This is a genomic window from Blastococcus sp. Marseille-P5729 (assembly GCF_900292035.1).
Taxonomy (GTDB): Bacteria; Actinomycetota; Actinomycetes; order Mycobacteriales; family Antricoccaceae; genus Cumulibacter.
The window spans coordinates 474,591-496,194 of sequence record NZ_OMPO01000003.1 but is presented as its reverse complement, the minus strand read 5'-3'; the positions used below and the strand labels follow the sequence as shown (position 1 = coordinate 496,194).

The following is a 21,604-nucleotide window of genomic DNA, read 5'->3' as shown; positions in this document are numbered from 1 at the left end:
ACCCGCGGCGGACGCCAACGGGCCGTGCCGCGGTGAACGACCGGCCCGTCGAGGAACCGGTCAGCGACAGCCGCAGGCGGCCAGCGTGGCGGCGATCTCGTCGAGGGCCGCACGCACCGCGGTGGTATCGCCCCCGCCATTGGAGATGAAGGAGAAGACCAGGATCCGGCCGTCGCTGGTCAGCACGGTACCGGCCAGCGAGGAGACGCCCGTCAGGGTGCCGGTCTTGCCACGCACCCGCCCGGCGCCTTCGGTCGCCGAGCCCGCTTCGTATCGAGTGGACAGGGTGCCGCTGTAACCGGCCACGGCGAGCGCAGAGTCCACGACGTCCAACGTCGGGTGCTGGCCGGAGGACACGATCGACATCAGTGAGCCGATCGACCCGGCGCTCGTCGTGTTCAGCTGCGACAGGCCACTGGCGTCGTACCCGGCGAAACCGGTGAGGTCGACGCCCAGCTGGGTCATCGTCGAGGTGACGGCGGCGACCGCACCTTGAAAGGTGGCCGGCTGCCCGAGCTCACGGGCGACGAGGCGGCCGATGCACTCGGCGAGCACGTTGTCCGAGTGCACGATCATCTGCTCGATCAGCTGCTCGATGGGCGCCGACTGGACGCTGGCGACCTGTGTCGCCGTCGGGTCGGCGACGCCCCGCTCGACCACCGCGCCCGGGCTGCCGAGCGCGGCCGCGAGCTGACGAGCCGTCTCCAGGTCCGGGTCGCCGTGCCGCATCGAACGGTCGTCCGCCGGGTCGGTTCGTCCGCCGTCCACCATCACCGGGTAGATCGGGGCGGCGTAGGTCGACGGCGCGTCACCACTGCCCCAGCCCTCCGCCGTCGCGGGCCCCTCGAACACCGAGTTGTCCACGGTCACCTTCGTCACCTGCGTGACGCCCGCGGCCGTGAGCTGCTCGGCGAGCTGGGCGATGGTCGCGGCGCCGGGGTTGTACGTCGAGGTGGGCTGGCTGCTCAGCGTCGGGTCACCGCCCGCGACGATCGTGATCTCGGTCGGGTTCGTCCCGCGAACCACGGACGTGGTGATGCGCATGCCCGGCTCGAGCACGCTCGCGGCAGCCGCCGCCGTGTAGAGCTTCATCGTCGAACCCGGCTGCATGGCGGTCTGGGCGCCCTGCTCGAGCAGGGTGATGCCGCTGCCCGGGTCGATCACCTGCGCGGCCAGAGTCCCCAGCACCGGGTCGCTCATGGGGACCGCCAACGCCTGCTGGATCCCCGCTGCGGTAGGCGTTGGGGCATTCGCGTCGAGACCGGCGAGCACCTCCGGTGGGGCGGGGTTGGCGGGCAGCGACACGGTGGGCGTGGCCTGGCTTCCGCCGCCGTCCGCCGCGCTGTCAGAATTGGTGGGTCCGGCAAGAGCAGCGATACCGACGACACCTCCGACGCCGACCACGGCGGCCAGCAGTACGGCGCCCGCGCTACCCAGCGCACGCACCGGCGCCCAGCCGCGGATCGGCCCGCGCGGGTCTGTCTCGGCCATCGTCGTCCTGCACTGGTCGGTCACTGAAGCAGCAACCAGACTACGGGCCATCGGGCTGCCCTCCGGCGAGCGCCGGGTGCCGCCGGCCAGCCAGGAGATGAATCACAGTGGAGTACGAGGTCCTCATCGAGATCCCCAAGGGCTCGCGCAACAAGTACGAGGTCGACCACGAGACCGGTCGCGTCGCCCTCGACCGGTACCTCTACACGTCGATGGGCTACCCGACCGACTACGGGTTCTTCGTCGACACGCTCGCTGACGACGGCGACCCGCTCGACGCCCTGGTGCTGCTGCCCGAGCCGCTGTTCCCCGGCTGCCACCTTCGGGCCCGCCCGGTCGCGATGTACAAGATGCGCGACGAGGCCGGCGGTGATGACAAGGTGCTGTGTGTGCCCGCCGGGGATCCGCGCTGGGACCACATCCAGGATCTCGCGGACGTCCCGCAGGCCGAGCTCGACACCATTCAGCACTTCTTCGAGCACTACAAGGACCTCGAGCCCGGCAAGATGGTCGAGGGCTCTGATTGGGTCGGGCGCGATGAGGCCGTGCGGGTGATCGCGGAGTCCGTCGACGCGTTCAACGCCGCGTCCGAGACGCCGCTGCGTCCGGCGGTGGAGGAGATGGACCTCGGGCCGGACGGCGATCACGAGAAGCAGATCAGCGACAACGAGCGCTAATCGCGGACGTCGCGGCGTCTCCCTGCGGAATCTCGGCGCCGAGACTGCCGCCCGGGGTGCGGCGTACCCTGGACGGGTGCGCCGCATTCTCACTCCCGGTTGGATCGCCTGGCACCTGTTCGTGGTGGTGGCGTTCGGGCTGTGCATGCTCGCGTTCAGCTGGCAGTGGGGCAAGGCTCAGGCGGCCGGCGGCGACTGGCAGAACTGGCTGTACGCCATCCAGTGGCCGATGTTCGCCGCGATGGGGTTGTGGGGCTGGGGCAAGTCGATCTGGCTGGCTTACCACCCGCCCGGCTCGGACCAGCCGCCGCTGCTGCACGACGAGCCCGATCCGGGTCGGGTCATCCACGACATCCGCCCCAAGGCGCTGACCGCCACCCCGCACTACGACGAGTACCCGGACGTCGCCGACCCCGAGCTCGATGCATACAACGACTACCTGCGCCGCCTTAACGAGCAGGCAGCCAACACCTAGGAACCACACGTGACGAACGTGAACGACAAGCTCGCTGACGACGCAGCCGCCCGCGGCACGAAGCCCGATGACAAGCTCGCCGCGAGGCGCGAGGCGCTGCGCGCCAAGCGTTCCGACCCGGAGGCCGGCACCCGCACCGCGTTGCGCAACTACCGGATCTCCGCGTGGATCGTCGGCGTGCCGCTGGCGCTGCTGTTCCTCGTCGCCATGCCGCTGAAGTACCTCGCCGACAACGGCACGTGGGTCACCATCATCGGCATCGCGCACGGCTGGCTCTACATGATCTACATCGCGTGCACGGCGATGCTCGCGCTCAAGCGGCGGTGGCCCATCGTGCAGACCCTGCTCGTCGTCCTTGGCGGCACCATTCCGCTCGTGTCGTTCTGGACCGAGCACGTCGTCCACAAGAAGGTCACCAGCAACGAGTCCGGCTGGTAGCCGAGCGGTTCAGAAGTCAGCCCGTGGGGTTGTGTCCGAGTTCGGGCACAACCCCACGGGCATTTCGGCGCATCGAATATTCAGTTGCAGTTCTGACATCGCGGGTGCGAACCTGTTTCGGCTGTCCACAAGCGATCTAGCAGCCGCGGGCTGTCGCCCGTCCCGGTCCTGTGATGTCGGTCGAGGTCAGCATGCGTCTTTGGAACGCATCTCCTGGTGAAGGCAGTTAGCTGCCGATCGGGTTCGACTCCCGAAACCGGCGTCGTCGTACGGCGCTCGCGCCCGACGAGCCCTGCGGCCGGCCGGCTGGCCGGACCGGCCCCGCTCGTCGTGCGTGCCGTACGGCGGCGTCGTCCCCCACATGCCCACGACAACGACAACGACAACGACAACGACAACGACAACGACGAAGGAGGATCGTCATGGGTCTACTGAAGGTCAACGTGCCGGCTCGCCACAGCGCAGTCGTGTACCGGAAGGGTCGCCTGCAGGCGGTCCTCGGAAGCGGCGCGCACCGCAAGCAGCCGCGCGATCGAGTGCGACTGGTCGATCTGCGTGAGCGACTGCTGACCGTGGCGCCGCAGGAGGTGCCCACGGCCGACGGAGTGCCTGTGAAGGTGTCGGCGTCCGTGCAGTGGTCGGTGCGCGATCCGCAGCGTTTTCTCGAGTATGCGGCCGATCCGGAGGCAATGCTCTATCTCGCGACGCAGATCGCCGTCCGCGAGGCGGTCGCACCGGTCAGCCTGGAGCAGGTCATCGGCCGGTCGGCAGTCGACTCGGCGTCGTTGAGCGCTTCGGTTGCCCCGGCGGCGGAGGCGATCGGAGCGATCGCTGCGGTCGTCGTCCGCGACGTCATCGTGCCGGGCGCGCTGCGCGAGGCCGCGTTGGAGGTCGCATCGGCCAAGCAGCGTGGGGCCGCGCGGCTCGAGGAGGCTCGGGCTGAGACTGCGGCGCTGCGATCGCTGGCCAACGGTGCACGGCTGCTGGATGACAGCCCGGCCCTTGAGCGTCTGCGCCTGGTCCAGGCGGCCGGTTACGGAGCTCAGCTCGTGCTGCATCTGGATCGCAAGGACGACGAGAAGTAGTGCGCTGCGCGGCTGGCGGGTCGAACGATTCGCCAGCCGCGCAGCCAGCTGACTGTCCCACCGCGCGGCTCCGGTCGGAACCTCGCTGCGCCAGCGGAACCAACGAACGCGTAACGTCAGAGGAATGACGGGTGAGAATGGCAATGGCAAGAAGAAGCGCATGGACAGGGAGCTCTACGAGACCGAGCTCCTACGCCTGCAGGCCAAGCTGGTTGACATGCAGGAATGGGTGAAGACCACTGGGGCGCGCGTCGTCGTTCTCTTCGAGGGTCGGGACGCTGCGGGCAAGGGCGGCACGATCAAGCGGGTGGCCGAGTACCTCAACCCCCGCCTGACCCGGATTGCCGCGCTGCCGACACCGACCGAGCGGCAGAAGACCCAGTGGTACTTCCAGCGATATGTCGCTGAGCTGCCAGCCGCCGGCGAGATCGTCCTGTTCGACCGCAGCTGGTACAACCGCGCCGGCGTCGAGCATGTGATGGGTTACTGCACGTCGTCGGAGTACCAGCGCTTTCTGCATCAGTGCCCGATCTTCGAGCGGATGCTCGTCGAGGATGGCATCATGCTGCACAAGTACTGGTTCTCGGTGAGCGAGAAGGAGCAGTACAAGCGTTTCGAGTCTCGGCTGACAGATCCCATGCGCCGCTGGAAGCTCTCCCCCACCGACATCGAGTCCCTGGACCGGTTTGAGGAGTACTCCCGGGCCAAGGACGCGATGCTGGTGCACACCGATATTCCCGAGGCGCCGTGGAACATCGTCGAGGCTGAGGACAAGCGTCGTGCGCGGATCAACATGATCGCCCATCTGCTCACCCAGGTCCCCTACGAAGAGATCCAGCGTCCGCCGCTGAAGCTGCCGAAGCGCCCGAAGTCGAAGGGTTATGAGCGCCCCGCGCGCGAACTGCAGCGCACCGTCCCCGATTACGCCGCTGAAATCGAGTCCGCCGCCGGCAAGTAACCAACCCAGCCGGCCCCGCCGATCGGGACGCGTCGATGTCGGCGGCCCGCACGGGTGGTCCACCCGGCCACCTGCAGCCGTCACCTCGACTTCGCTCAGCTGCGGGTGCTGGCTGCGGGGAGGTGGGTGGTGATGAGGTCGGCGGCGTCGCGGTAGAAGGCGTCGCGTTGTTCGGTGGGGATGTGTGCGGCGATGAGCTGGATGAACTCGTCGATGTCCTCGCCGGGATCGAGCAGCCCGCCGAGCAGCCCGAGCGGGTCTGCGGGGTCGCCGGGATCTCTGCCTCCGCCGAGGGCTCGTTGTCGCTCGGCACGGTCGCGTTGAGCTTGCCTCACACTGTCGGCGAGGTGGGTGATCTCGGTGTGGCAGGGGATCTTGATCCGGGCGTTGATCTGCGGTTTCTGCTCGGGGTCGAGCCACGCCGGTGGGGTCCAGACGGGGATGCCGTTGATGATGTCCACGGCCCAGCCGCGGCGTTCGAATTCGCGGTGGTGATACCCGCACACCAGGGTGAGGTTGTCCAGGTCGGTGTGTCCGCCGGACCACCACGCGATCACGTGGTGGCGCTGGCACCAGTCGGGTGGGGCTTGGCAGCCGGGGAAGCTGCACCCGCCGTCGCGGGCGATCAGGGCGTGGGTCTGGGCCGGCGATGCGGTGCGGCGGTCGCGGCCGTAGGCCACGATCCCGTGGATGTTGCTGATCCATACCGGGATCAGGGTCGCGTCCCGGGCCAGGCGCAGGATCTCGTTGATGGTGAGCTGCCCGCCGCCGGCGATGCGGCCGGCGGCCTGCTGCGCGGTCGTGCGGCCGGAGGGGTCGTCGCGTAGCCGCGCGATGGCTTCGATGAGCCGGTCGAGGTCGATGGTGATGTGCACCGTGGCAGCGGTCCCGCCGGACGCCGGCGCTCCGGCAAGCTCCAGGAGGCGTTGGCAGGCGTCTTGTAGGCCGTCGTGGGTGCGCTGGGCGGCGGTGCGGTCATCCGGGCCGTTGGCGTCGGCGGGGTGGGGTGCGGTGAACGGCCCGATCGCGGCATCGAACAGGGCCTTGCCCTCGCGGGTCAGGGCGCCGGAGATCTTGTGGGTGCCGTCGCGGCCTTCGGGCCCGATCATCACCCCTCGCCGCGCCGTGGCGACTTCGTCGCTGGGCAGGGTGCCGTCGGGGTTGATGACCTCCTCGACCTTCTCCGCCGCGGTCTCCAGCTCCTTATGCGTGAGCCCGGCGGCCTGGTGGACCAGCAGCCGCTCGGCGAGCTCGCGCTGCTGGTGATCCACCTCGGGGTTCTGCGCCACTCGCGCCATGGCCTTGCAGATCACATCCACCTGACCGCTCGACACCCCCGCACCGTCACGGACCGCGTCCGCGAGCAGCGGCAGCGTGGGTGGGGTGGTGCCGCTGCTGAACCCGTTCTGCGGCAACAACTGCTGCGCGCGTTTGGCGCGCGCGTTCGCCTCGGCGCTGCTGATGTGCAGCACCTGGCAGAGGGCCAGAGGGATCGAGGAGGCGCACACGTGATCCTGTAGGCGGTCCTCGGTCGCGGCTTCGATCACGTAGGAGTCGACCATGATCAGCCGGGTCCGGTGCGCCTCCAGACGCTGCGCCATCGTGATCAGGCGGTCCGGGCCCAACGCGCCCAGCTCGCCCTCTTCCCCGATCCCCAGCAACAGCTCATAGCCGCGCTGCAGATGCGCGAACGCCTCATCCAGACTGCGGTCGAGCTCCCGAGCGGAATCACTCGCTAGCCACAACCGCTCCGCATCACCCGGCGACGCCGCAGCCTGAACCGCCCAGTCCGGCTCCGCCGAGGCGTCCGTCGGAGCGGTGGCGTCCGCCGGTGGGGCGGCGTCCACCGGGGTGCTTAGGTCTGCCGCGGCTCCACACGCACCGTCCGGCGTCTCCGCGCCGCTCGGCATCGCCCGATCCTCACGCGCCTCGCTCCGGTCACCCGTGCTGAGCGGAGGCGACGCGACGTCCGCCGGAGACGTGACGATCGTCGGGAAGGGGGCGGTGGTCAGTCCGTCGTTCTTGTGCTGGTCGTCCACTGCACTCACCCCCTCACCACGGCAATTATATCGTACATCTGTTCGAATTTGAAAGCAAGGGATGCGCTGCAGGTTTTCGGCGAGTTCTGAGACGTGAGCCAGCTCCGTCGTCGGACAGCGGGACCCCGGTGTCAGGTGCGACCGGTGGCGTCAAACGAAGCGATGCGCCCGGTCAGAGGGTAAGAAGCATTCGGGAGTTGCCCAGGGTATTGGGCTTGACGCGGGCGAGATCGAGAAACTCGGCAACACCGTCGTCGTGCGAGTGCAGCAGTTCCACGTATACATCCGGCGTGACCGGTGTCCCCTCGATCTCCACGAACCCATGCTGCTCGAAGAAGGCCGTCTCGAAGGTGAGGCAGAAGATACGGCGGACACCGATCTCCTGACCGTCCGCGATCAACTGCTTGAGCAGCTTGTGCCCGACCCCGTGCCCGCGAAAGATCGGATCGACCGCGAGGGTGCGGACCTCGGCAAGGTCTTCCCACATGACGTGCAATGCCCCTACACCGGCGATCACGCCATCGATCTCCGCGATCCGGAACTCAGGGAGGCCCTCGTAGTAGGCCACGTTCTCCTTCGCAATCAGGATCCGGTCGTCGACGTAGGGCGTGACGATCTCGCGAATTCGTCGGACGTCGCTGGTGCGCGCCCGGCGAATGCTGACCACAGATGCCTCGCTGCTCATGGGTCCCATCATGTCCGATGGCCGCTCCCCGATAACCGGTAGGCCACCATCTCGGTGTCGCCTCATTCGCCGCCGCATCCGCCATCGGACTGTGGCTCGCGGACATGTCGCTCGATGACATCCTGGCCGGGTTTCCGGTCGGAATCCTCATCCTGCTCGTGGGCGTCACCTACTTCTTCGGCATGGCACAGGTCAACGGCACAATCGACAAGCTGGTCGAGAACGCTCTCGACAGGGTCGGCGACCGGGCCGTGCTGATCCCCTGGCACCGCGCACAGCTCCGACATCACACTCCCGCCGATACTGCTGTTCGGGATCGCGTTCATCGTGAATCTCTTGCTACTGGTGGTCCCCTTCTTCATGTTCGGCGGACGCCGACTGCTTCGCGACCGGGCAGACTTCGCCGACAGCATCGAGGAAGGCACCCCCGCCTTCGCCACGACCTACGGCACCAGTAGGGGCGGCCGGAGTCCGAGCGCTACGTCATCGACGAGGACACCGGTCAGTGCGTCTCGTTGCACGCCGCGTCGGGTACTCCCCGCCAGCATTTGATCGACGAGGCTGGCCGGATTCTTCAAGACGAGCGCGAGCGTCATTACCTACCGTCGCGGTATGGCAGCTCGACTCGACGGCATCAGCATCCCGTCGACGCGGTCTTCAACGGGCTGGCGGCGGACGGCGCCCCCGAAGACGGTGATGCGCAAGCACAACCAGCGCGAGCAACACTGGGCCACCGCCCTCACCGGCGACGAGCTGCAGACGGCGGTGGCGATGCGCCGGCTGATCCAGACCGCATCCGAGCCTTGGGTCTCGACCCGCGATGCCCGCCTCACCGTCCGGCATTCATGCGGCGTTGAGATCGGGCGGGGTCATCGTGAACCGCGCCTCGATACGGCCGAACACACGCTGCTCGACCGGCTCAAGATCGATCTGCTCGATCGGTGCAGCGCCGGCCATCGGGCGGGCTACCGGGGCTGGTGCGGCGAACCTGACCGGTGCGCCATCGGTACTCATCCCGACGTCGGCCACCTCGACGAGCTGGTCGAGCTGAGCGCCGAAGGCAGCCGCATATGACCGGGCGCGCTGGACGGCATCCTTCACCGCAGCGGCCCGCGCCCGCTGATATACCGGCGATCCGGCCTCCACACGCCAGGTGGGGCCGTTGATCGTGACGGTTTCGCTGACGGCGAGCGCGCCGAGAAGCTCCGGTAGAACTGCGAAGCTCTGGACCTCGACCGTCCAGGTGCGCCGACCCTGGTAGGCGTCGGCCTTGTCGGACTTTCGGTTGCGCAGCACAGGGTAGACGCTGACACTCGAGGCTGAATGTCGTCGCAGTGCCGATTCTTGGCGGGCGAGGACCTCCCCGATGGCGGCGCTGAGCTCGACCAACCGGGATTCGGTTCTCTCGCGGGTGCGTTCGCGCGCGAGCACCGACACGGTGACCACAGCGGTCTCCGGCGGGACCATGATCTCGGCCTCGCCCCGCACCGAGACGATCGGGTGCTGGCTCATGGGAATCGTCCTTTCGATCGCATCAGCGACCGAGTAGATGATCTCGCGCCGCTGTCCTAGATCGTGACATGCTCCCGGCGGGGCTGGATGCGGCCGGCGTGATGCTGGCGGGTGAACAGTGCCTCCATCGCGCGGCGGCGGGCGACGGGGGCTCCCTGCGTTCGCTCGATGCGCTCGATGTCGCTCGCGCGTCCCAGCTGCGTGAGCCGAGAACCGAGCAGAGTGGCGGGGTCCATGAGGGTTACTCCATGTCGATGGGTGATTGACGCGGCGCGTCGAGCCTGATTGACACCGTGGGTGTCGACGACTACCTGAATGGGTGCTCGAAGCACGCCAACCATTGTCACCCTGCGTTGTTACTCGCGAGTTGGATCCGGGCTGACAACGCAGCAGATCACAGTGACCGGGCTAACGAGGTCCCCGCCACAGCGGGAATCCAACGTCACGGTCAAGGAACGAGATTGACGGTCGTGCCGCAGATGACCTCCGTGCGCGCCTGGCCATCGGCAGCCCGCAGATCGATCGCGGTGAGCCCGTCACCGCGGCCGTCGGCGTCCGCGACGAAGCGGATGACGCCCTCGTCCAGCTCGACGCGGTGGCCGTCTGTGTCCTCGACCAGCGCGCGGTCGAGAACCGTCGCCCACCGGCGGGCCATGCTCTCTGGGTCTGCTGCCTGGATTGTCACCCCCAGGAGATCGGCGACGAGTTCCGTACTCACCTTGTCGCGCCAGTCGGGGCCGGCCCAGCCCCAGTCCTGCCAGTCATCGGTGGAGTCAACCGACAGGATCGCGCCCCCGATGTCACGGGGATGGAGGTGGATGCCGGTGATCCCAGGGCCCTCCGCTGTGTAGACGATGCGCACCTCGTGCTCGCCGAACCGGTCGCTGAAGTCCGCGAGGTCATCAACCTGCAGGATCACCATGTAGCCGCCATCCCCGTTGCGCTTGTCGAGCAGCCGCCCGGCCGTCGTCCCCTCCTCGTTCGGAGAGACCACCTCGAGAAACTTGTCCCCCACCGGGAACAGCGCGTTGTGCAGTCCGAACTCGCCGACTCCCGGGTCGCGAAAGCACAGCTCGAGACCCAGCTTCTCCGTGATCTCGGCTTCGACGGGCTCCAGGTCGGCGGCGACCAGGGCCACCTGTCGTAGTCGCATCCTCATGAGTGCGACCGTAGCCCAATCTGCGCGGTGTCTGAACCTCCGGACACACTCTCACCGGTTGCCAGCAGGCCCACGACCATCGTGGTCGAGACCGAGCTGCGCTGCGGAGAGAAACTAGTCGGAAAGACCCCCAGACCCAGACCATCCTGCTCCCCAAGAAGTAGCGCCCCGGCTGTCCGCCGTCGAGCCGCCGTGGGTCATAGTCGCGGGTGTTCAGCGCTTGCGGGTGCGGCCGCGGGGGCGCAGGCGCGCATTCGGCATGTTCGGCGCGGGCAGCCACTGCGGCTTCCCCTCGTATCCCTCGACGTGGCCGAAACGATCCGAGCGCTCCTGCCACTCCTCACGCGCCTGCTCGATCTCCTCATGGGTCGGCGCGATGAAGTTCCACCACATCACGACCTCCTCGGTGTACGGCGTCCCGCCGAGCAGGATCAACCGGGCCGGCTCGTCGGCGACCAGCTCGAGGCGCTCCAGGCCGGAGTCGACGATGCCGAGGTGCGACGCGGCGAGGGTGGTGCTGTTCAGCCGGACCGAGCCCTGGTCGACCAGGACCGCATGCTCGAAGGAGGCGTCGACCGGTACCTCCCAGCGCGCACCGGCGTCCAGGTGCAGCTCGGCGCCCAGCAGCGGCGTGAAGGTCTTCACCGGAGACGACTCGCCGGCCAGCTCTCCGATGAACACCCGGGCCCGGACGCCGTCCGCGAGCTTTACGATCGGGGTCTCGTAATGCTGGAACTCACGCGCGGCATCGCGGTCGGCCGTCGGCAGCACGACCCACAGCTGAACCCCGTGCAGTACCGAGGTCTCGCGGGTCGACACCTCCGAGTGGGCAATCCCCCGGCCGCCGGTCATCAGGTTCATCTCGCCCGGCCGGACAATCGCGTGCACGCCGCCGGAGTCGTTGTGCTCGATCTCGCCCTCGAACAGCCAGCTGACTGTCTGCAGGCCAGTGTGCGGATGCGGCGGGACGTCCATGCCGCCGGTCGCCGCGACGTCGTCCGGCCCGTAGTGATCGAGGAAGCACCAGGCTCCGACGAAGGAGCGGTTCTTGTGCGGCAGGGTTCGGCGGACGTTCATGGCGCGAGGGCCGCCCAGCGGTACGTCGCGCGGCTCGAGGACGAGCACGTCGGGGACCGTCTCGACCGGGTAGAGATCGAGCTCTACGGAGGACTCGGTGTTCGACATCGACAGGGCCTCTCAGGGTGGGGGCTGGGGGCGCTGGCGAGCGTACGCGCAGACGCGGAATCGCGCAGACGCAGGCACGCGAGCATCCGGACGGGCGACGAGGAAGACGATCGTTACCTAATGAGCGTCGGTCGCTACGGTCTGCCTGGACTGAAACCGGCGGCGTCGGGTGTAGCGTCGGACCGCGGATGCCCCCTGCTGTTGACCTGGCACTTCCCGAGGGAGACCGCTGATGTTCACCATCACTCAGGAGCGCCGACGGCCGCTGATGCTCGTCGCGGCGCTGACCGCTATCTTCGCGCTCGTCGTTGCCTGCACCGGTGGTGGGGATGAGGCCGCCCAGAGCTCGGAGGCGGCCGCCACGTCCGAGGCGAACGCCGACAAGCAGCTGATCGAGCAGGCGAAGGTCCAAGCCGCCCAGTACGCCTACGACGCCGCGATCCAGACGCTGTCGGGATCGGACAGCGAGGAGGCGAAGGCCGAGCTCGCGAAGGTGCAGGAGGCGAAGTCCAAGGCAGTGCAGTGGCCGGACAACACGACCATCCCGCACATCTTCTATCACTCGCTGATCGTGGACGCCGATCGCGCGTTCACCGACGACAGCCAGGGCGTGGGCTTCAGCCAGTACATGGTCACGCTCGACGAGTTCACCAAGCAGCTGCAGCAGATCTACGACAACGGCTGGGTGCTGATCCACCCCGAGCACATCGCCGCGCCTGGTCCCGACGGCACCATGACTCCGCTGCCGATCATGCTCCCGCCGGGCAAGAAGCCATTCGTGCTCAGTATCGATGACGTCAACTACTACGAGTACATGGACGGAAAGGGCTTCGCCACGAACCTTGCCGTCAAGGACGACGGGACGGTGGTGAACACCTACACCGACGCTTCCGGGAAGACCACCGAAGGCGCGTACGACGTCGTCCCCGTCGTTGACGAGTTCGTCCGCCAGCATCCCGACTTCTCCTACCAGGGCGACAAGGGAATGCTCGGCATCACCGGCTACAACGGCGTTCTGGGCTACCGCAGCAGCGTCGAGTCGTACGGCCAGACGCCGGAGACCGCGAAAGCCCAGCAGGATGCCAAGGTGGTGGCCGACGCGATCAAGGCCAACGGCTGGCGGTTCGCCTCCCACAGCTGGGGGCACATCAACATGACCAACGCCGGGGCCGGATGGATCACCGAGGACTCGAAGAAGTGGGACGCCGAGGTGCGCACGATCCTCGGTGACACGCCCTACCTGATCTATCCCTACGGCGCGGACATCTCAGGCGTGCCGCCGTACACCAGTGGCAATCCGAAGTTCGCCTTCCTGCACGACCAGGAAGGCTTCCAGTACTTCTTCAATGTCGACGGGACGTCGCCGTACTGGGTGCAGAACGGGCCCAACTACTTCCGTCAGGCACGCATCAACATCGACGGCCTGTCGATGCAGCGGGTGCTCGACGGCAAGAAGAGCCCGATCCCGGCGTTCTTCGACGTGGCCTCGACGATCGACCCCAAGCGGCCGGTGCCGGTGCCGTCGGTCGGCGGCCCCACTGCCGGAGGCTGAGCCTCGCACAGCCGGACATCGCTGACGGGAGCATCCGCTCGTCGACGACCGCGTAGCGGACGGAGACGTCGCAGGACGCTCGTTTCCGCACGATGTGGTGAACCGGCGCGCTGGGAAAGCGGACGGTGGCCCGCTGATATCCCTAGCCTGCGTCGTCTCTACGCGCCTGCGGCGCTCATCGACAGCGTGCTATCACCTGTCGCGGCCAGCCACGGCATAGGGTGTGAGGTATCGTCCTGAGCCAGACAGGACCGGATCGGTGCAGACTACCTTTCGGAGGTCCCATGGTTCAGCCCGTCTTCTCTCGCCGCACCATGCTCGGCGGGCTCGGACTCGCCACGCTCGGCGGGCTCGTTGGATGCGGCGGCGACTCGTCGTCCGGCGGCTCGGGCTCCGGTTCGGGCGAGGTCGTCTACCAGCTCTCCTGGACCCATACCGTCCAGTTCGGTGGCACCTATCTCGCGGTCGATCGCGGCCTGTTCAAGGAGCAGGGCCTCGACGTCAAGTTGGCCGCCGGCGGACCGAACGTCGCGGGTGATGCGAACACGGTGAGCGGCTCGGCGCTGATGAACATTTCGGTAACCGACGGCGTCGCCCGCTCCAATGCCGAGGGCGCCGACCTGGTGATCATCGGGGCGCAGTACCAGAAGAGCCCGGTGACGATCCTGTCGCTCGGCGACGCTCCACTGACTCAGCCGCAGGACCTCGTCGGCAAGAAGATCGGCGTGGCCGGCACCGACACGCCGGGCCTCGAGGCCTTCCTCACGATGAACGACATGAGCGAGGAGGACGTCGAGTTCGTGCCCAGCCAGTACGACCCCGCTGTCCTGACGGCCGGCCAGGTCGACGGCCTCTACTGCTTCTACAACGACCTGCCGGTCGCGCTCGCCGTCCAGGGCATCGCGCATCATTCGATGCTGCTGGCCGACTTCGGCTACAACCCGATGAGCCAGACGTACACCGTGCTGCGCTCCAGCCTCGAGGACGACGCCACGCGCAAGCAGATCGTCGGTCTGCTGCGCGGCGATGCGCAGGGCTGGCAGCTCTACAAGGAGGATCCGCAGGCCGCCGCCGAGCTCACCGTGGAGGCGTACCCGGACGCCGGTCTTGATCTGCCCACTCAGCAGAAGCAGGCCGAGGTCCAGCTCGACATCATGTACTCGGACGTGACCGAACAGAACGGATTCGGCTGGTTCACCGACGAGCAGGTCAAGGAGAACCTCGAGCTGTTCAAGCTGCTCGGGCTGGACGACGCGACCGAAGATCTGTGGGATCGCTCGGTCCTCGAAGAGGTGTACCAGGACGGGCCGACGGCGTGACCGTCGCGAGCGAGTCGCAGACCGCACCCGAGGTGGTCTGCGCGCAGGTCGCCAAGACCTTCCGCACCCGGTCGGGTCCGCTCGCGGTGCTGGACCCGATCGACCTGACGTTGGACGCCGGATCGGTCACCGCGCTCGTCGGTCCGTCCGGCTGCGGCAAGTCCACACTCCTGCGGATCATCGCCGGACTGGAGCAGCCGGACGACGCGGGCTCGGTCCGCATCGGCGACGACGACCCACTCGCCGTACGCCGCCGCGGCGAACTGGCGATCGCCTTTCAGGACGCCTCGCTGCTGCCCTGGCGGACGACGGCCAGCAATATCGCACTCGCTCAGAAGCTGGCCGGCCAGCCGGTGGACCACGACCGGATCACCGACCTGCTGCGGACCATCGGCCTCGCGGGTTTCGAGAAGTCGCGGCCCGCGCAGTTGTCGGGTGGGATGCGCCAGCGCGCCGCGATCGCGCGCTGCCTGATCACCCGCCCCCGGCTGCTGCTGCTGGACGAGCCGTTCGGCGCGGTGGACGAGCTGACCCGTAGGCGGCTGAACATCGAGCTTCCGCCGCTGTGGTCGGGCACCAGCACGACCACGCTGTTGGTGACCCACTCGATCTCCGAAGCGGTGCTGCTCGCCGACCGGGTGCTGGTGATGTCGGCGCGACCCGGCTCGATCATCGCCGACATCCCGATCGAGCTCGACCGGCCGCGGCGTGCCGAGCATCTGCACAGCGAGCAGTTCGGCGCGTACGTCGACCAGCTGGGCGCGCTGCTGGGCGTGGACCAGTACGCCGACGACAAGGCCTGACACGTGGTCCTGCAGAGCGAGCCAGTCGCCACTGGGGCGACCAGCGATCCGGTCACCGATCGACGTCCGTCGCCCCGTCTCAGGTCGATCGCGCGCGCAGTGGGCGCCGGTGCGCTGGTGGTCGGGCTGTGGGAACTGCTGGGGCGTACCCTCCTCGCGGGCCGGCACCTGATCGGGACACCGTCCGGCGTCGTCGCCAAGCTCGTGGAGAACGCCGACGTCTACGGCCGGGGACTCGGGTACACGACGCGGGAGGCCGCGATCGGCTACCTGCTGGGCAATCTGGCCGCGGTCGCGCTCGCTTTGGTGGTCGTGCTGCTGCCCGGTCTCGAACGGATGGTGCTGCGGCTGGCGCTGGTGGTCTACTGCCTTCCGCTGGTCGCCCTCGGGCCGCTGCTGCGACTGGTGTTCGGGTTCGGCGACGGCCCGCAGATCACGTTGGCCGCGCTCGCCGTCTACTACCTGACGCTCGTGCCGTTGCTGGTGGGACTGCGCGCCGTACCCCGCACCTGGCTGGACCTGACGGCCTCTTATGGCCGCGGCCGGTGGACGACGCTGGTCACCGTGCGGGCCCGCGCCGCGCTGCCGTACCTGATGGCGGGCCTGCAGGCGTCGGTGCCGGCGGCGTTCCTGGGCGCGCTCGTCGGCGAGTTCACCGGCGCCGAGCGTGGCCTCGGCGTGCTGTCGATTCTGGCGCTGCGTAGCCTCGACACCGATGGGCTGTGGGCGCTGATGCTGCTCAGTTCCCTGGTGTCGCTGATCGGCTACCTGATCGTCTCGTGGATCGCGCGCCGCCTGACCCCCGAGCAGCCCGTGGTGCTGCTGACCCCGCCAGGGTCGGACCCGCGCAAGCCCGTCTGGCGACGCGCGGTGGAGGGCATCGGCGGAGTCGTCGTGACCGCCGCGACCGTCATCGGGGCGTGGATCGCGTTGTTCGAGATCCTCGGGCTGAACCCCTACTTCGCCAAGCGGCCCTGGGACGTGTGGGAGTGGCTGGTCAGCGCGCCCGAGGCCGCGACGCACCGTGAGGAGATCCTCACTGCGGCGCGACAGACCGCCGAGGTGGCGATCCCCGGCTACTTCGCGGGCTTGCTGATGGGACTGGCGCTCGCGATGGCGTTCTCGCTGTCGAATCGGGTACGACGCACGCTGACCCCGGTGGCAGTGGCGCTGCGGTGCGTGCCGATCATCGCCATCGCTCCGCTGCTGGTCTCGGCGTTGGGCCGCGGCGCGTTCGGTACGGCCGTGGTGGTCGCGATCATGACCTTCTTCCCGACCCTTGTCTCCTGCCTCTACGGGCTCGAGCAGCTTCCCGGGCAGGTCCGTGACGTGTTCGCGTCGTACGCCACGCCTGCCTCACGGGTGCTGCTGCTCGGGCGCCTGCCGGCGATGGCGCCGGCCTTCTTCGCCTCAGCCCGGATCGCCGCTCCCACGGCGCTGCTCGCCGCCACCGTCGCCGAGTGGCTGGCGACCGGCACCGGCCTGGGCAACATGATGGCGGTGGGCGCCGCGACGAGCCGCTACACCTCGCTCTGGTCGACCGTCGTGGTGGTCACCCTGATTGCGCTGGCGGCGTACGCGCTGGTCGAGGTCGTCGAGAAGCGAGTGCTCGCCGTCCTCGCCCCCGAGCAGTCCCGCTGGTGATCCAGGACGCCGGCTGACGCCTACCGCTCGAGCACCTGGAAGACGGCGCTCGCGGTCTGCGCCCACGTGGGCACCTGCGCCCGCTGCCTTGCTGCTGCATCGCGCCAGCGGTCGCGCAACGCGCGATCGGTCAGCCATTCACCTAGCGCCGCGGCCAACGCATCGGCGTCCCCCGGCGGGAAGGTCGCGCCGACTCCCTGCTGCGCCTCGACCGCACCGGTGCCTTCGGCGACTAGCGACGGGATGCCGTGAGCCAGCGCCTCGCTGACCACCATCCCGTAGACCTCGGAGCGCGAGCTGTGCACCAGCAGGTCGGTCGGCGACCACACGGCCTCGAGGTCGCGGCCCTGCATCGGACCGGGCACGTCGACGCGACCGGCCAGGCCCAGACTGACGATGCGGTCGCGAACCTGGCTGCTGAGGCCCTCGTCGACATCATCCGGCCCGACCAGTCGTGCAGTCCAGACGTGGTCCCGCACCTGAGACAGCGCATCGATGACCGTCAATGGATCCTTGCCACGCGACCCCCGGCCGAGCCACAGCAGCTGCGCTGGGCCGCCGCTGCGGACCGACCCGTCCGACAGAGGCGCCGGGTCGACGCCGGGGACGGCCACCACCGCGTCGCCTCGGCCATACCGTCTCGCGATCTCGGCGGCTGCCCAGGCACTCGTCGCGACGACGTCGCTCGCGACTGCCACAGCGTCCGCTTCGGCCGTGGCGAGCCTGCGCCGGTCAACCGGGTCGAGGTTCGGGTCGTCGGCCGGGAAGTAGTGCACGAGCATCGTCACCCGCCGTCCCGCCTCGACGGCGGCACCGATCGTCTCCGGTGCGGCCGAGCCGACGATGTTGCCGACCAGCCAGTGCTGCTCGTGGGTGAGCAGCTCCTCGAACCGTCGGAGGTCGTCCCGGCCGGGTGTCGGCCAGGGGCCGGCCACGGCGTACTCCCGGAGGTCGACCCCGAGCGCACGAAGGCCGGTGGTGAGCTGCTCGTCGTACCGGTTGCCGCCGCTGGGCACGTCACTACGCCAGCGCGCGAACCCCACGCGACGCGACATCGCCACACCAGCCTTCGATCCGGATTTCCAGCAGCAGCCCTAGTAGGCCGAGCCTGCCACGGCCCGGTGGGCCTGCCAACTGCGAACCCTGAGTACGCAGCAATGTCTGTGCGGCCGTGCATGATGAGGATCCGGCAGCAGGGAGGCGACCGCGATGAGTGCTTCGGACGACGCTGAGCTCGAGGCGTTGCTTCTCGACGATCGCCGGCGCACGATCGAGCTGATCGCTGCGCTGGATCGCAGCTTCACCTCGATCGTCGACGCGACCCGGCTCACCTCGACCGATGACGAGCACGACCCTGAAGGGTCGACGATCGCTTTCGAGCGCTCGCAGACGAGCTCGCTGCTCACGTCGTCCAAGGCGCATCTAGCCGACGTGGAAGCCGCCTTGCTGCGGCTCGCCGACGACGCCTACGGCGACTGCGAGCGCTGTGGAGGCCGGATCTCGCGCGAGCGGCTGCTGGCGCGCCCGGCGGCGCGGACCTGCATCGACTGCGCGAGCAAGGCCAGCCGGTCTCGCTGAACTCCGATCGGCTGAGGGGCGGCGGTCGGGCTAGAAGGCCTCGGTGCCGGTCGGGCGCCCTTCGCGGCGCAGGAACATCATGATCGCAAGAAGTGCGATGAGCAGGGCCGTCGCCACGGCGGCATAGGCCACGATGTCCGAGCGGGTGTCACCTGTGAACCTGCCGACGGCGATCCAGGACGCGCCCCAGACGGCCGACGCGGCGATGCCGAAGCGAAGTGAGCGGTGCACGGCACGGTAGAGCAGGACTGCCACCAGGGCGACGATCATGACCAGCACGCCCACGGTGATCCACTCGGCGGTCGCCGTGTCGGCAGGGACTCCGATACCGACGAGGTACGACGCGACGTTTGCGCAGGTCGCGACACTGACCCAGCCCAGGTAGAAGCCGAAGGTCAGCCCGATGACGATGTCAGTCGTCAGTGACTCACGAGGATGCTCGCTGACGTTGTGCACCAACCAGCCGAGGCTGAGCGCGATCCCGAGGATGACGATCACCGAGACCAGGACGAGGTCAGCCTGCACGACGAAGAGCCAGACACCGTTCAGTGCGATCGACACCGCGGCGGGGATGCGAGAAGACTCGGTCCAGCGCGAACCCTCGGATGCCGGCAGCCATTGCCAGATCACATAGGCAGCGAGACCGACGTAGATGACGCTCCAGATCGAGAAGGCGGGCCCGTCAGGGGCGATGAGCGTGGCCTCGTCGCTGAACAGGCCACCTCCTTGGGCGGAGACACCACCGCCGATGAGCCCGGTACCGAAGAGCATTCCGGCAATCCAGACGACCGCGGCGACGGTTACGATCCACCGGTCGCGGGTCACGTTCTGCGTCGTTCGTTCTGTCGCCGAGGACTGTGACGCTCGGTCTGGGGTGCGGGTCGTGGTTCGTTGGGGCACGGTGGACTCCGTCGCGTTGTGGGGTCACCTTGAACGACGTCTGCTCCACCGCTAGGCGTTCTCGCAGGTCAGCCTATGGCGAATGGCCACGCCGGCGGTGTCCAGCGCACGTGTCGCCAGTACGTCCCCTTATCCTTGGTGGGACCGTCGCCCCCGGTCCGCTGACCGCGGTCACCTCGTTCACCTCTGCAAGAAACGAGAGCTACTGTGCATCAGGCCTCATCCACCATGCGCAGTCTGTGGGCACTGCTCCTGGTCATCACCCTCGGCCTACTCGCCGGCTGCACCGGCGACGACTCGTCGAGTGGCCCTGCCTCGGGTTCGTCGTCCGAGGGCGACTCACCTGACGCGAACGACTCGGCGGTGATCGAGCAGGCGAAGCACCAGGCAGCGCAGTACGACTACGACGCTGCCATCGCCACGCTCGCCGGTGCGTCGAGCGCGGAGGCGAAGTCCGCGCTGGGCGAGATCGAGTCGGCGAAGGCGAACGCGGTGCAGTGGGCCGACAACACCCAGATTCCGCACATCTTCTACCACTCCTTGATCGTCGACCCGGAGCGGGCATTCAACGCCCCGGACGGCGCGGGCTTCAACCAGTACATGGTGACGGTGGATGAGTTCAAGGCACAGCTCCAGCAGATCTACGCGAACGGCTGGGTGCTGGTGCACCCTGAGCGCATCGCCGCACCGGACGCGAACGGTCAGATGGTCGCGCAGCCGATCATGCTCCCGCCGGGAAAGAAGCCGTTCATCCTCAGCCTCGACGACATGAGCTACTACGAGTACATGTCAGGCAAGGGGTTCGCCGACAACCTGTTCGTGGCAGCGGACGGCCGTGTGCAGAACAACTACACCGATGCCAATGGGGTGACCACGCAGGGCAGCTACGACGTCGTCCCGATCCTCGACGACTTCGTACGCGAGCACCCAGACTTCTCCTACCGCGGCGACAAGGGCACGATCGCGATGACCGGCTATAACGGGCTGTTCGGCTACCGCAGCAGCATCCAGTCGTACGGCGATACACCGGAGACGCAGCAGGCGATCGCCGATGCCAAGGTCGTGGCCGACGCGATCAAGGCGAACGGCTGGCACTTCGCGTATCACACGTGGGGGCATCTGAATGCCGGCAAGGTCGACATGAGCTGGCTGACCACCGACTACAAGTACTGGGAGCAGGAGGTCACGCCGATCATCGGCGAGACGCCGATCTGGATCTACGCTTTCGGCGTGGACGTCGGTGGCGATGCGCCGTACGACGACGGCAATGCCAAGTACTCGTACTTCCACGACAAGGGGTACCGGTACTGGTTCAACGTCCGGGCGCACGACATGGCGTGGGTGCAGATCGCTGGGACGAACGTCCGCGGAGCGCGGATCAACATCGACGGGCTGACCATCCAGGCGGTGCTCGACGGGTACCTGCCGCACGTGGCCGAGTTCTTCGACGTGAAGTCGACGATCGATCCGAAGCGGCCCCTGCCCGTCCCGCAGCCCGGCCCGGAGAAGGCCGGCGGCAACTGAGCTGCAGTAACGGCGCGCTCGTGCCTTGCCGCGTCAGCGCACTCGCGTCTCGCGGCGTCGGTCCGCTGGCAAGCACCCGTTGTTGTGTGGCACTTTCGGGCAATGACGCCCGAAAGTGCCACACAACAACGGGAAGGGGGCAGTCCTATTCATCGCGAGTCAGACGTCCCACTTCGGATTGGCGGTAGTTTGCCGACATATACCGGGTCTCACCTCGCCGCCGTTACGCACGCCCGATCATGTCTCGGGCAGTCTGCTCGAGCTCGGGCTTACGGATCTTGCCCGATGACGCTGGAGACCGAGCTCCTCCGCCGCATCAAGCTGCGCATCAGAGCGCCGTACATCCGCCGTAACGCAGCCGGCATCGCCACCCTCAGCGAGCAGGCCTCGCAGATCCGTCGCTTGAGCCCCAGTCGACCGCGTCGATGCTCGGAGGAATGGTCGAGTTCATGACCCACCTCTGGTTCATTCACGGCAAGCCCTACGACGAGGACGAAGCGGTCCAAGCGCTGCGCGCCTCTGGGCTAACGCTCTGCGGATGGCAGCGGACTAGGGACGCGCCGACCGGACGTAGATCGCC

At 68.0% G+C, this 21,604-nt stretch carries 21 protein-coding genes; 12 read left to right on the top strand and 9 right to left on the bottom strand.

The genetic code is table 11. The features are described 5' to 3' along the window. Positions 1–60: 60 nt before the first annotated feature. A complete protein-coding gene (dacB, locus tag DAA40_RS15190) occupies positions 61–1,491 on the bottom strand; it encodes a D-alanyl-D-alanine carboxypeptidase/D-alanyl-D-alanine-endopeptidase (protein ID WP_158716470.1) in 1,431 nt (476 codons plus the stop codon). A gap of 107 nt (positions 1,492–1,598) precedes the next feature. On the opposite strand from dacB, the gene DAA40_RS15185 reads away from it, so the two are divergent. From DAA40_RS15185 to ppk2, 5 genes are all read left to right on the top strand, one after another. Then, positions 1,599–2,168, top strand: coding sequence for an inorganic diphosphatase (locus DAA40_RS15185; RefSeq protein ID WP_106850554.1), 570 nt, complete (start codon positions 1,599–1,601; stop codon positions 2,166–2,168). A gap of 76 nt (positions 2,169–2,244) precedes the next feature. Further along, positions 2,245–2,643, top strand: a complete 399-nt coding sequence (locus DAA40_RS15180; protein ID WP_106850553.1) for a hypothetical protein — start codon at positions 2,245–2,247, stop codon at positions 2,641–2,643. A 9-nt stretch (positions 2,644–2,652) separates the two neighbouring features. After that, a complete protein-coding gene (locus DAA40_RS15175; RefSeq protein WP_199849826.1) occupies positions 2,653–3,081 on the top strand; it encodes a DUF3817 domain-containing protein in 429 nt (142 codons plus the stop codon). 422 nt (positions 3,082–3,503) lie between these two features. After that, positions 3,504–4,166 carry a slipin family protein gene (locus tag DAA40_RS15170; RefSeq protein ID WP_106850552.1) on the top strand — a complete coding sequence of 221 codons (663 nt, stop codon included), beginning with the start codon at positions 3,504–3,506 and terminating at the stop codon, positions 4,164–4,166. Positions 4,167–4,290: 124 nt separating this feature from the next. Further along, positions 4,291–5,124 carry a polyphosphate kinase 2 gene (gene ppk2 / locus DAA40_RS15165; RefSeq protein ID WP_199849825.1) on the top strand — a complete coding sequence of 278 codons (834 nt, stop codon included), beginning with the start codon at positions 4,291–4,293 and terminating at the stop codon, positions 5,122–5,124. 95 nt (positions 5,125–5,219) lie between these two features. On the opposite strand, the gene DAA40_RS15160 is transcribed toward ppk2, so the two are convergent. Together DAA40_RS15160 and DAA40_RS15155 are read right to left on the bottom strand one after the other, a co-directional pair. Then, the gene (locus DAA40_RS15160; protein WP_158716469.1) at positions 5,220–7,172 is read right to left on the bottom strand and encodes an HNH endonuclease signature motif containing protein; all 1,953 of its coding nucleotides are present in this window, start codon (positions 7,170–7,172) and stop codon (positions 5,220–5,222) included. Positions 7,173–7,335: 163 nt separating this feature from the next. Further along, on the bottom strand, positions 7,336–7,848 hold the full coding sequence (locus DAA40_RS15155; protein ID WP_106850550.1) for an amino-acid N-acetyltransferase: 513 nt from the start codon (positions 7,846–7,848) through the stop codon (positions 7,336–7,338). Positions 7,849–7,952: 104 nt separating this feature from the next. Between DAA40_RS15155 and DAA40_RS17090 the strand changes: the two genes are divergently transcribed. Then, a complete protein-coding gene (locus tag DAA40_RS17090) occupies positions 7,953–8,306 on the top strand; it encodes a hypothetical protein (protein ID WP_370430655.1) in 354 nt (117 codons plus the stop codon). Between the two features lie 385 nt (positions 8,307–8,691). Here DAA40_RS17090 and DAA40_RS15145 read toward each other — a convergent pair whose 3' ends face one another. The 4 genes from DAA40_RS15145 to DAA40_RS15130 all read right to left on the bottom strand — a co-directional run bounded on the left by DAA40_RS15145 (position 8,692) and on the right by DAA40_RS15130 (position 11,704). Beyond that, positions 8,692–9,360: an SIMPL domain-containing protein gene (locus DAA40_RS15145; RefSeq protein WP_106850548.1), complete on the bottom strand. Its 669-nt coding sequence runs from the start codon at positions 9,358–9,360 to the stop codon at positions 8,692–8,694. A 56-nt stretch (positions 9,361–9,416) separates the two neighbouring features. After that, the gene (locus DAA40_RS15140) at positions 9,417–9,596 is read right to left on the bottom strand and encodes a hypothetical protein (RefSeq protein ID WP_106850547.1); all 180 of its coding nucleotides are present in this window, start codon (positions 9,594–9,596) and stop codon (positions 9,417–9,419) included. 212 nt (positions 9,597–9,808) lie between these two features. Then, a complete protein-coding gene (locus tag DAA40_RS15135) occupies positions 9,809–10,519 on the bottom strand; it encodes a VOC family protein (RefSeq protein WP_106850546.1) in 711 nt (236 codons plus the stop codon). A 213-nt stretch (positions 10,520–10,732) separates the two neighbouring features. Next, positions 10,733–11,704 (bottom strand): pirin family protein, encoded by a 972-nt coding sequence (locus DAA40_RS15130; RefSeq protein ID WP_199849824.1) that lies wholly within the window; start codon positions 11,702–11,704, stop codon positions 10,733–10,735. A 232-nt stretch (positions 11,705–11,936) separates the two neighbouring features. Here DAA40_RS15130 and DAA40_RS15125 point away from each other — a divergent pair, with 232 nt between their 5' ends. From DAA40_RS15125 to DAA40_RS15110, 4 genes are all read left to right on the top strand, one after another. After that, positions 11,937–13,256: a polysaccharide deacetylase gene (locus tag DAA40_RS15125; protein ID WP_106850545.1), complete on the top strand. Its 1,320-nt coding sequence runs from the start codon at positions 11,937–11,939 to the stop codon at positions 13,254–13,256. A 284-nt stretch (positions 13,257–13,540) separates the two neighbouring features. Then, on the top strand, positions 13,541–14,575 hold the full coding sequence (locus DAA40_RS15120) for an ABC transporter substrate-binding protein (protein WP_106850544.1): 1,035 nt from the start codon (positions 13,541–13,543) through the stop codon (positions 14,573–14,575). Next, on the top strand, positions 14,572–15,378 hold the full coding sequence (locus tag DAA40_RS15115) for an ABC transporter ATP-binding protein (protein WP_106850543.1): 807 nt from the start codon (positions 14,572–14,574) through the stop codon (positions 15,376–15,378). The genes DAA40_RS15120 and DAA40_RS15115 overlap by 4 nt, the downstream gene beginning before the upstream one ends. A gap of 3 nt (positions 15,379–15,381) precedes the next feature. Continuing rightward, positions 15,382–17,022, top strand: coding sequence for an ABC transporter permease (locus DAA40_RS15110; RefSeq protein ID WP_199849823.1), 1,641 nt, complete (start codon positions 15,382–15,384; stop codon positions 17,020–17,022). 20 nt (positions 17,023–17,042) lie between these two features. On the opposite strand, the gene DAA40_RS15105 is transcribed toward DAA40_RS15110, so the two are convergent. Then, positions 17,043–18,077, bottom strand: a complete 1,035-nt coding sequence (locus DAA40_RS15105) for a glycosyltransferase family 4 protein (RefSeq protein ID WP_106850612.1) — start codon at positions 18,075–18,077, stop codon at positions 17,043–17,045. Between the two features lie 154 nt (positions 18,078–18,231). Between DAA40_RS15105 and DAA40_RS15100 the strand changes: the two genes are divergently transcribed. After that, positions 18,232–18,600, top strand: coding sequence for a TraR/DksA family transcriptional regulator (locus DAA40_RS15100; protein WP_106850542.1), 369 nt, complete (start codon positions 18,232–18,234; stop codon positions 18,598–18,600). 30 nt (positions 18,601–18,630) lie between these two features. Here the strand turns inward: DAA40_RS15100 and DAA40_RS15095 are convergent, their stop codons facing one another. Beyond that, entirely contained in the window at positions 18,631–19,425 is a 795-nt protein-coding gene (locus DAA40_RS15095) for a TspO/MBR family protein (RefSeq protein ID WP_106850541.1), read from the bottom strand. A gap of 282 nt (positions 19,426–19,707) precedes the next feature. On the opposite strand from DAA40_RS15095, the gene DAA40_RS15090 reads away from it, so the two are divergent. Continuing rightward, positions 19,708–21,024: a polysaccharide deacetylase gene (locus DAA40_RS15090; RefSeq protein ID WP_106850540.1), complete on the top strand. Its 1,317-nt coding sequence runs from the start codon at positions 19,708–19,710 to the stop codon at positions 21,022–21,024. Positions 21,025–21,604 lie beyond the last annotated feature (580 nt).

Excerpts from the sequence above, each read along its gene's own strand:
- dacB (WP_158716470.1), bottom strand. The coding sequence starts at position 1,491 with ATGGCCGAGACAGACCCGCGCGGGCCGATCCGCGGCTGGGCGCCGGTG.
- DAA40_RS15170 (WP_106850552.1), top strand. The coding sequence starts at position 3,504 with ATGGGTCTACTGAAGGTCAACGTGCCGGCTCGCCACAGCGCAGTCGTG.
- ppk2 (WP_199849825.1), top strand. The coding sequence starts at position 4,291 with ATGACGGGTGAGAATGGCAATGGCAAGAAGAAGCGCATGGACAGGGAG.
- DAA40_RS15155 (WP_106850550.1), bottom strand. The coding sequence starts at position 7,848 with ATGAGCAGCGAGGCATCTGTGGTCAGCATTCGCCGGGCGCGCACCAGC.
- DAA40_RS17090 (WP_370430655.1), top strand. The coding sequence starts at position 7,953 with ATGTCGCTCGATGACATCCTGGCCGGGTTTCCGGTCGGAATCCTCATC.
- DAA40_RS15145 (WP_106850548.1), bottom strand. The coding sequence starts at position 9,360 with ATGAGCCAGCACCCGATCGTCTCGGTGCGGGGCGAGGCCGAGATCATG.
- DAA40_RS15140 (WP_106850547.1), bottom strand. The coding sequence starts at position 9,596 with ATGGACCCCGCCACTCTGCTCGGTTCTCGGCTCACGCAGCTGGGACGC.
- DAA40_RS15135 (WP_106850546.1), bottom strand. The coding sequence starts at position 10,519 with ATGAGGATGCGACTACGACAGGTGGCCCTGGTCGCCGCCGACCTGGAG.
- DAA40_RS15130 (WP_199849824.1), bottom strand. The coding sequence starts at position 11,704 with ATGTCGAACACCGAGTCCTCCGTAGAGCTCGATCTCTACCCGGTCGAG.
- DAA40_RS15125 (WP_106850545.1), top strand. The coding sequence starts at position 11,937 with ATGTTCACCATCACTCAGGAGCGCCGACGGCCGCTGATGCTCGTCGCG.
- DAA40_RS15120 (WP_106850544.1), top strand. The coding sequence starts at position 13,541 with ATGGTTCAGCCCGTCTTCTCTCGCCGCACCATGCTCGGCGGGCTCGGA.
- DAA40_RS15105 (WP_106850612.1), bottom strand. The coding sequence starts at position 18,077 with ATGTCGCGTCGCGTGGGGTTCGCGCGCTGGCGTAGTGACGTGCCCAGC.
- DAA40_RS15100 (WP_106850542.1), top strand. The coding sequence starts at position 18,232 with ATGAGTGCTTCGGACGACGCTGAGCTCGAGGCGTTGCTTCTCGACGAT.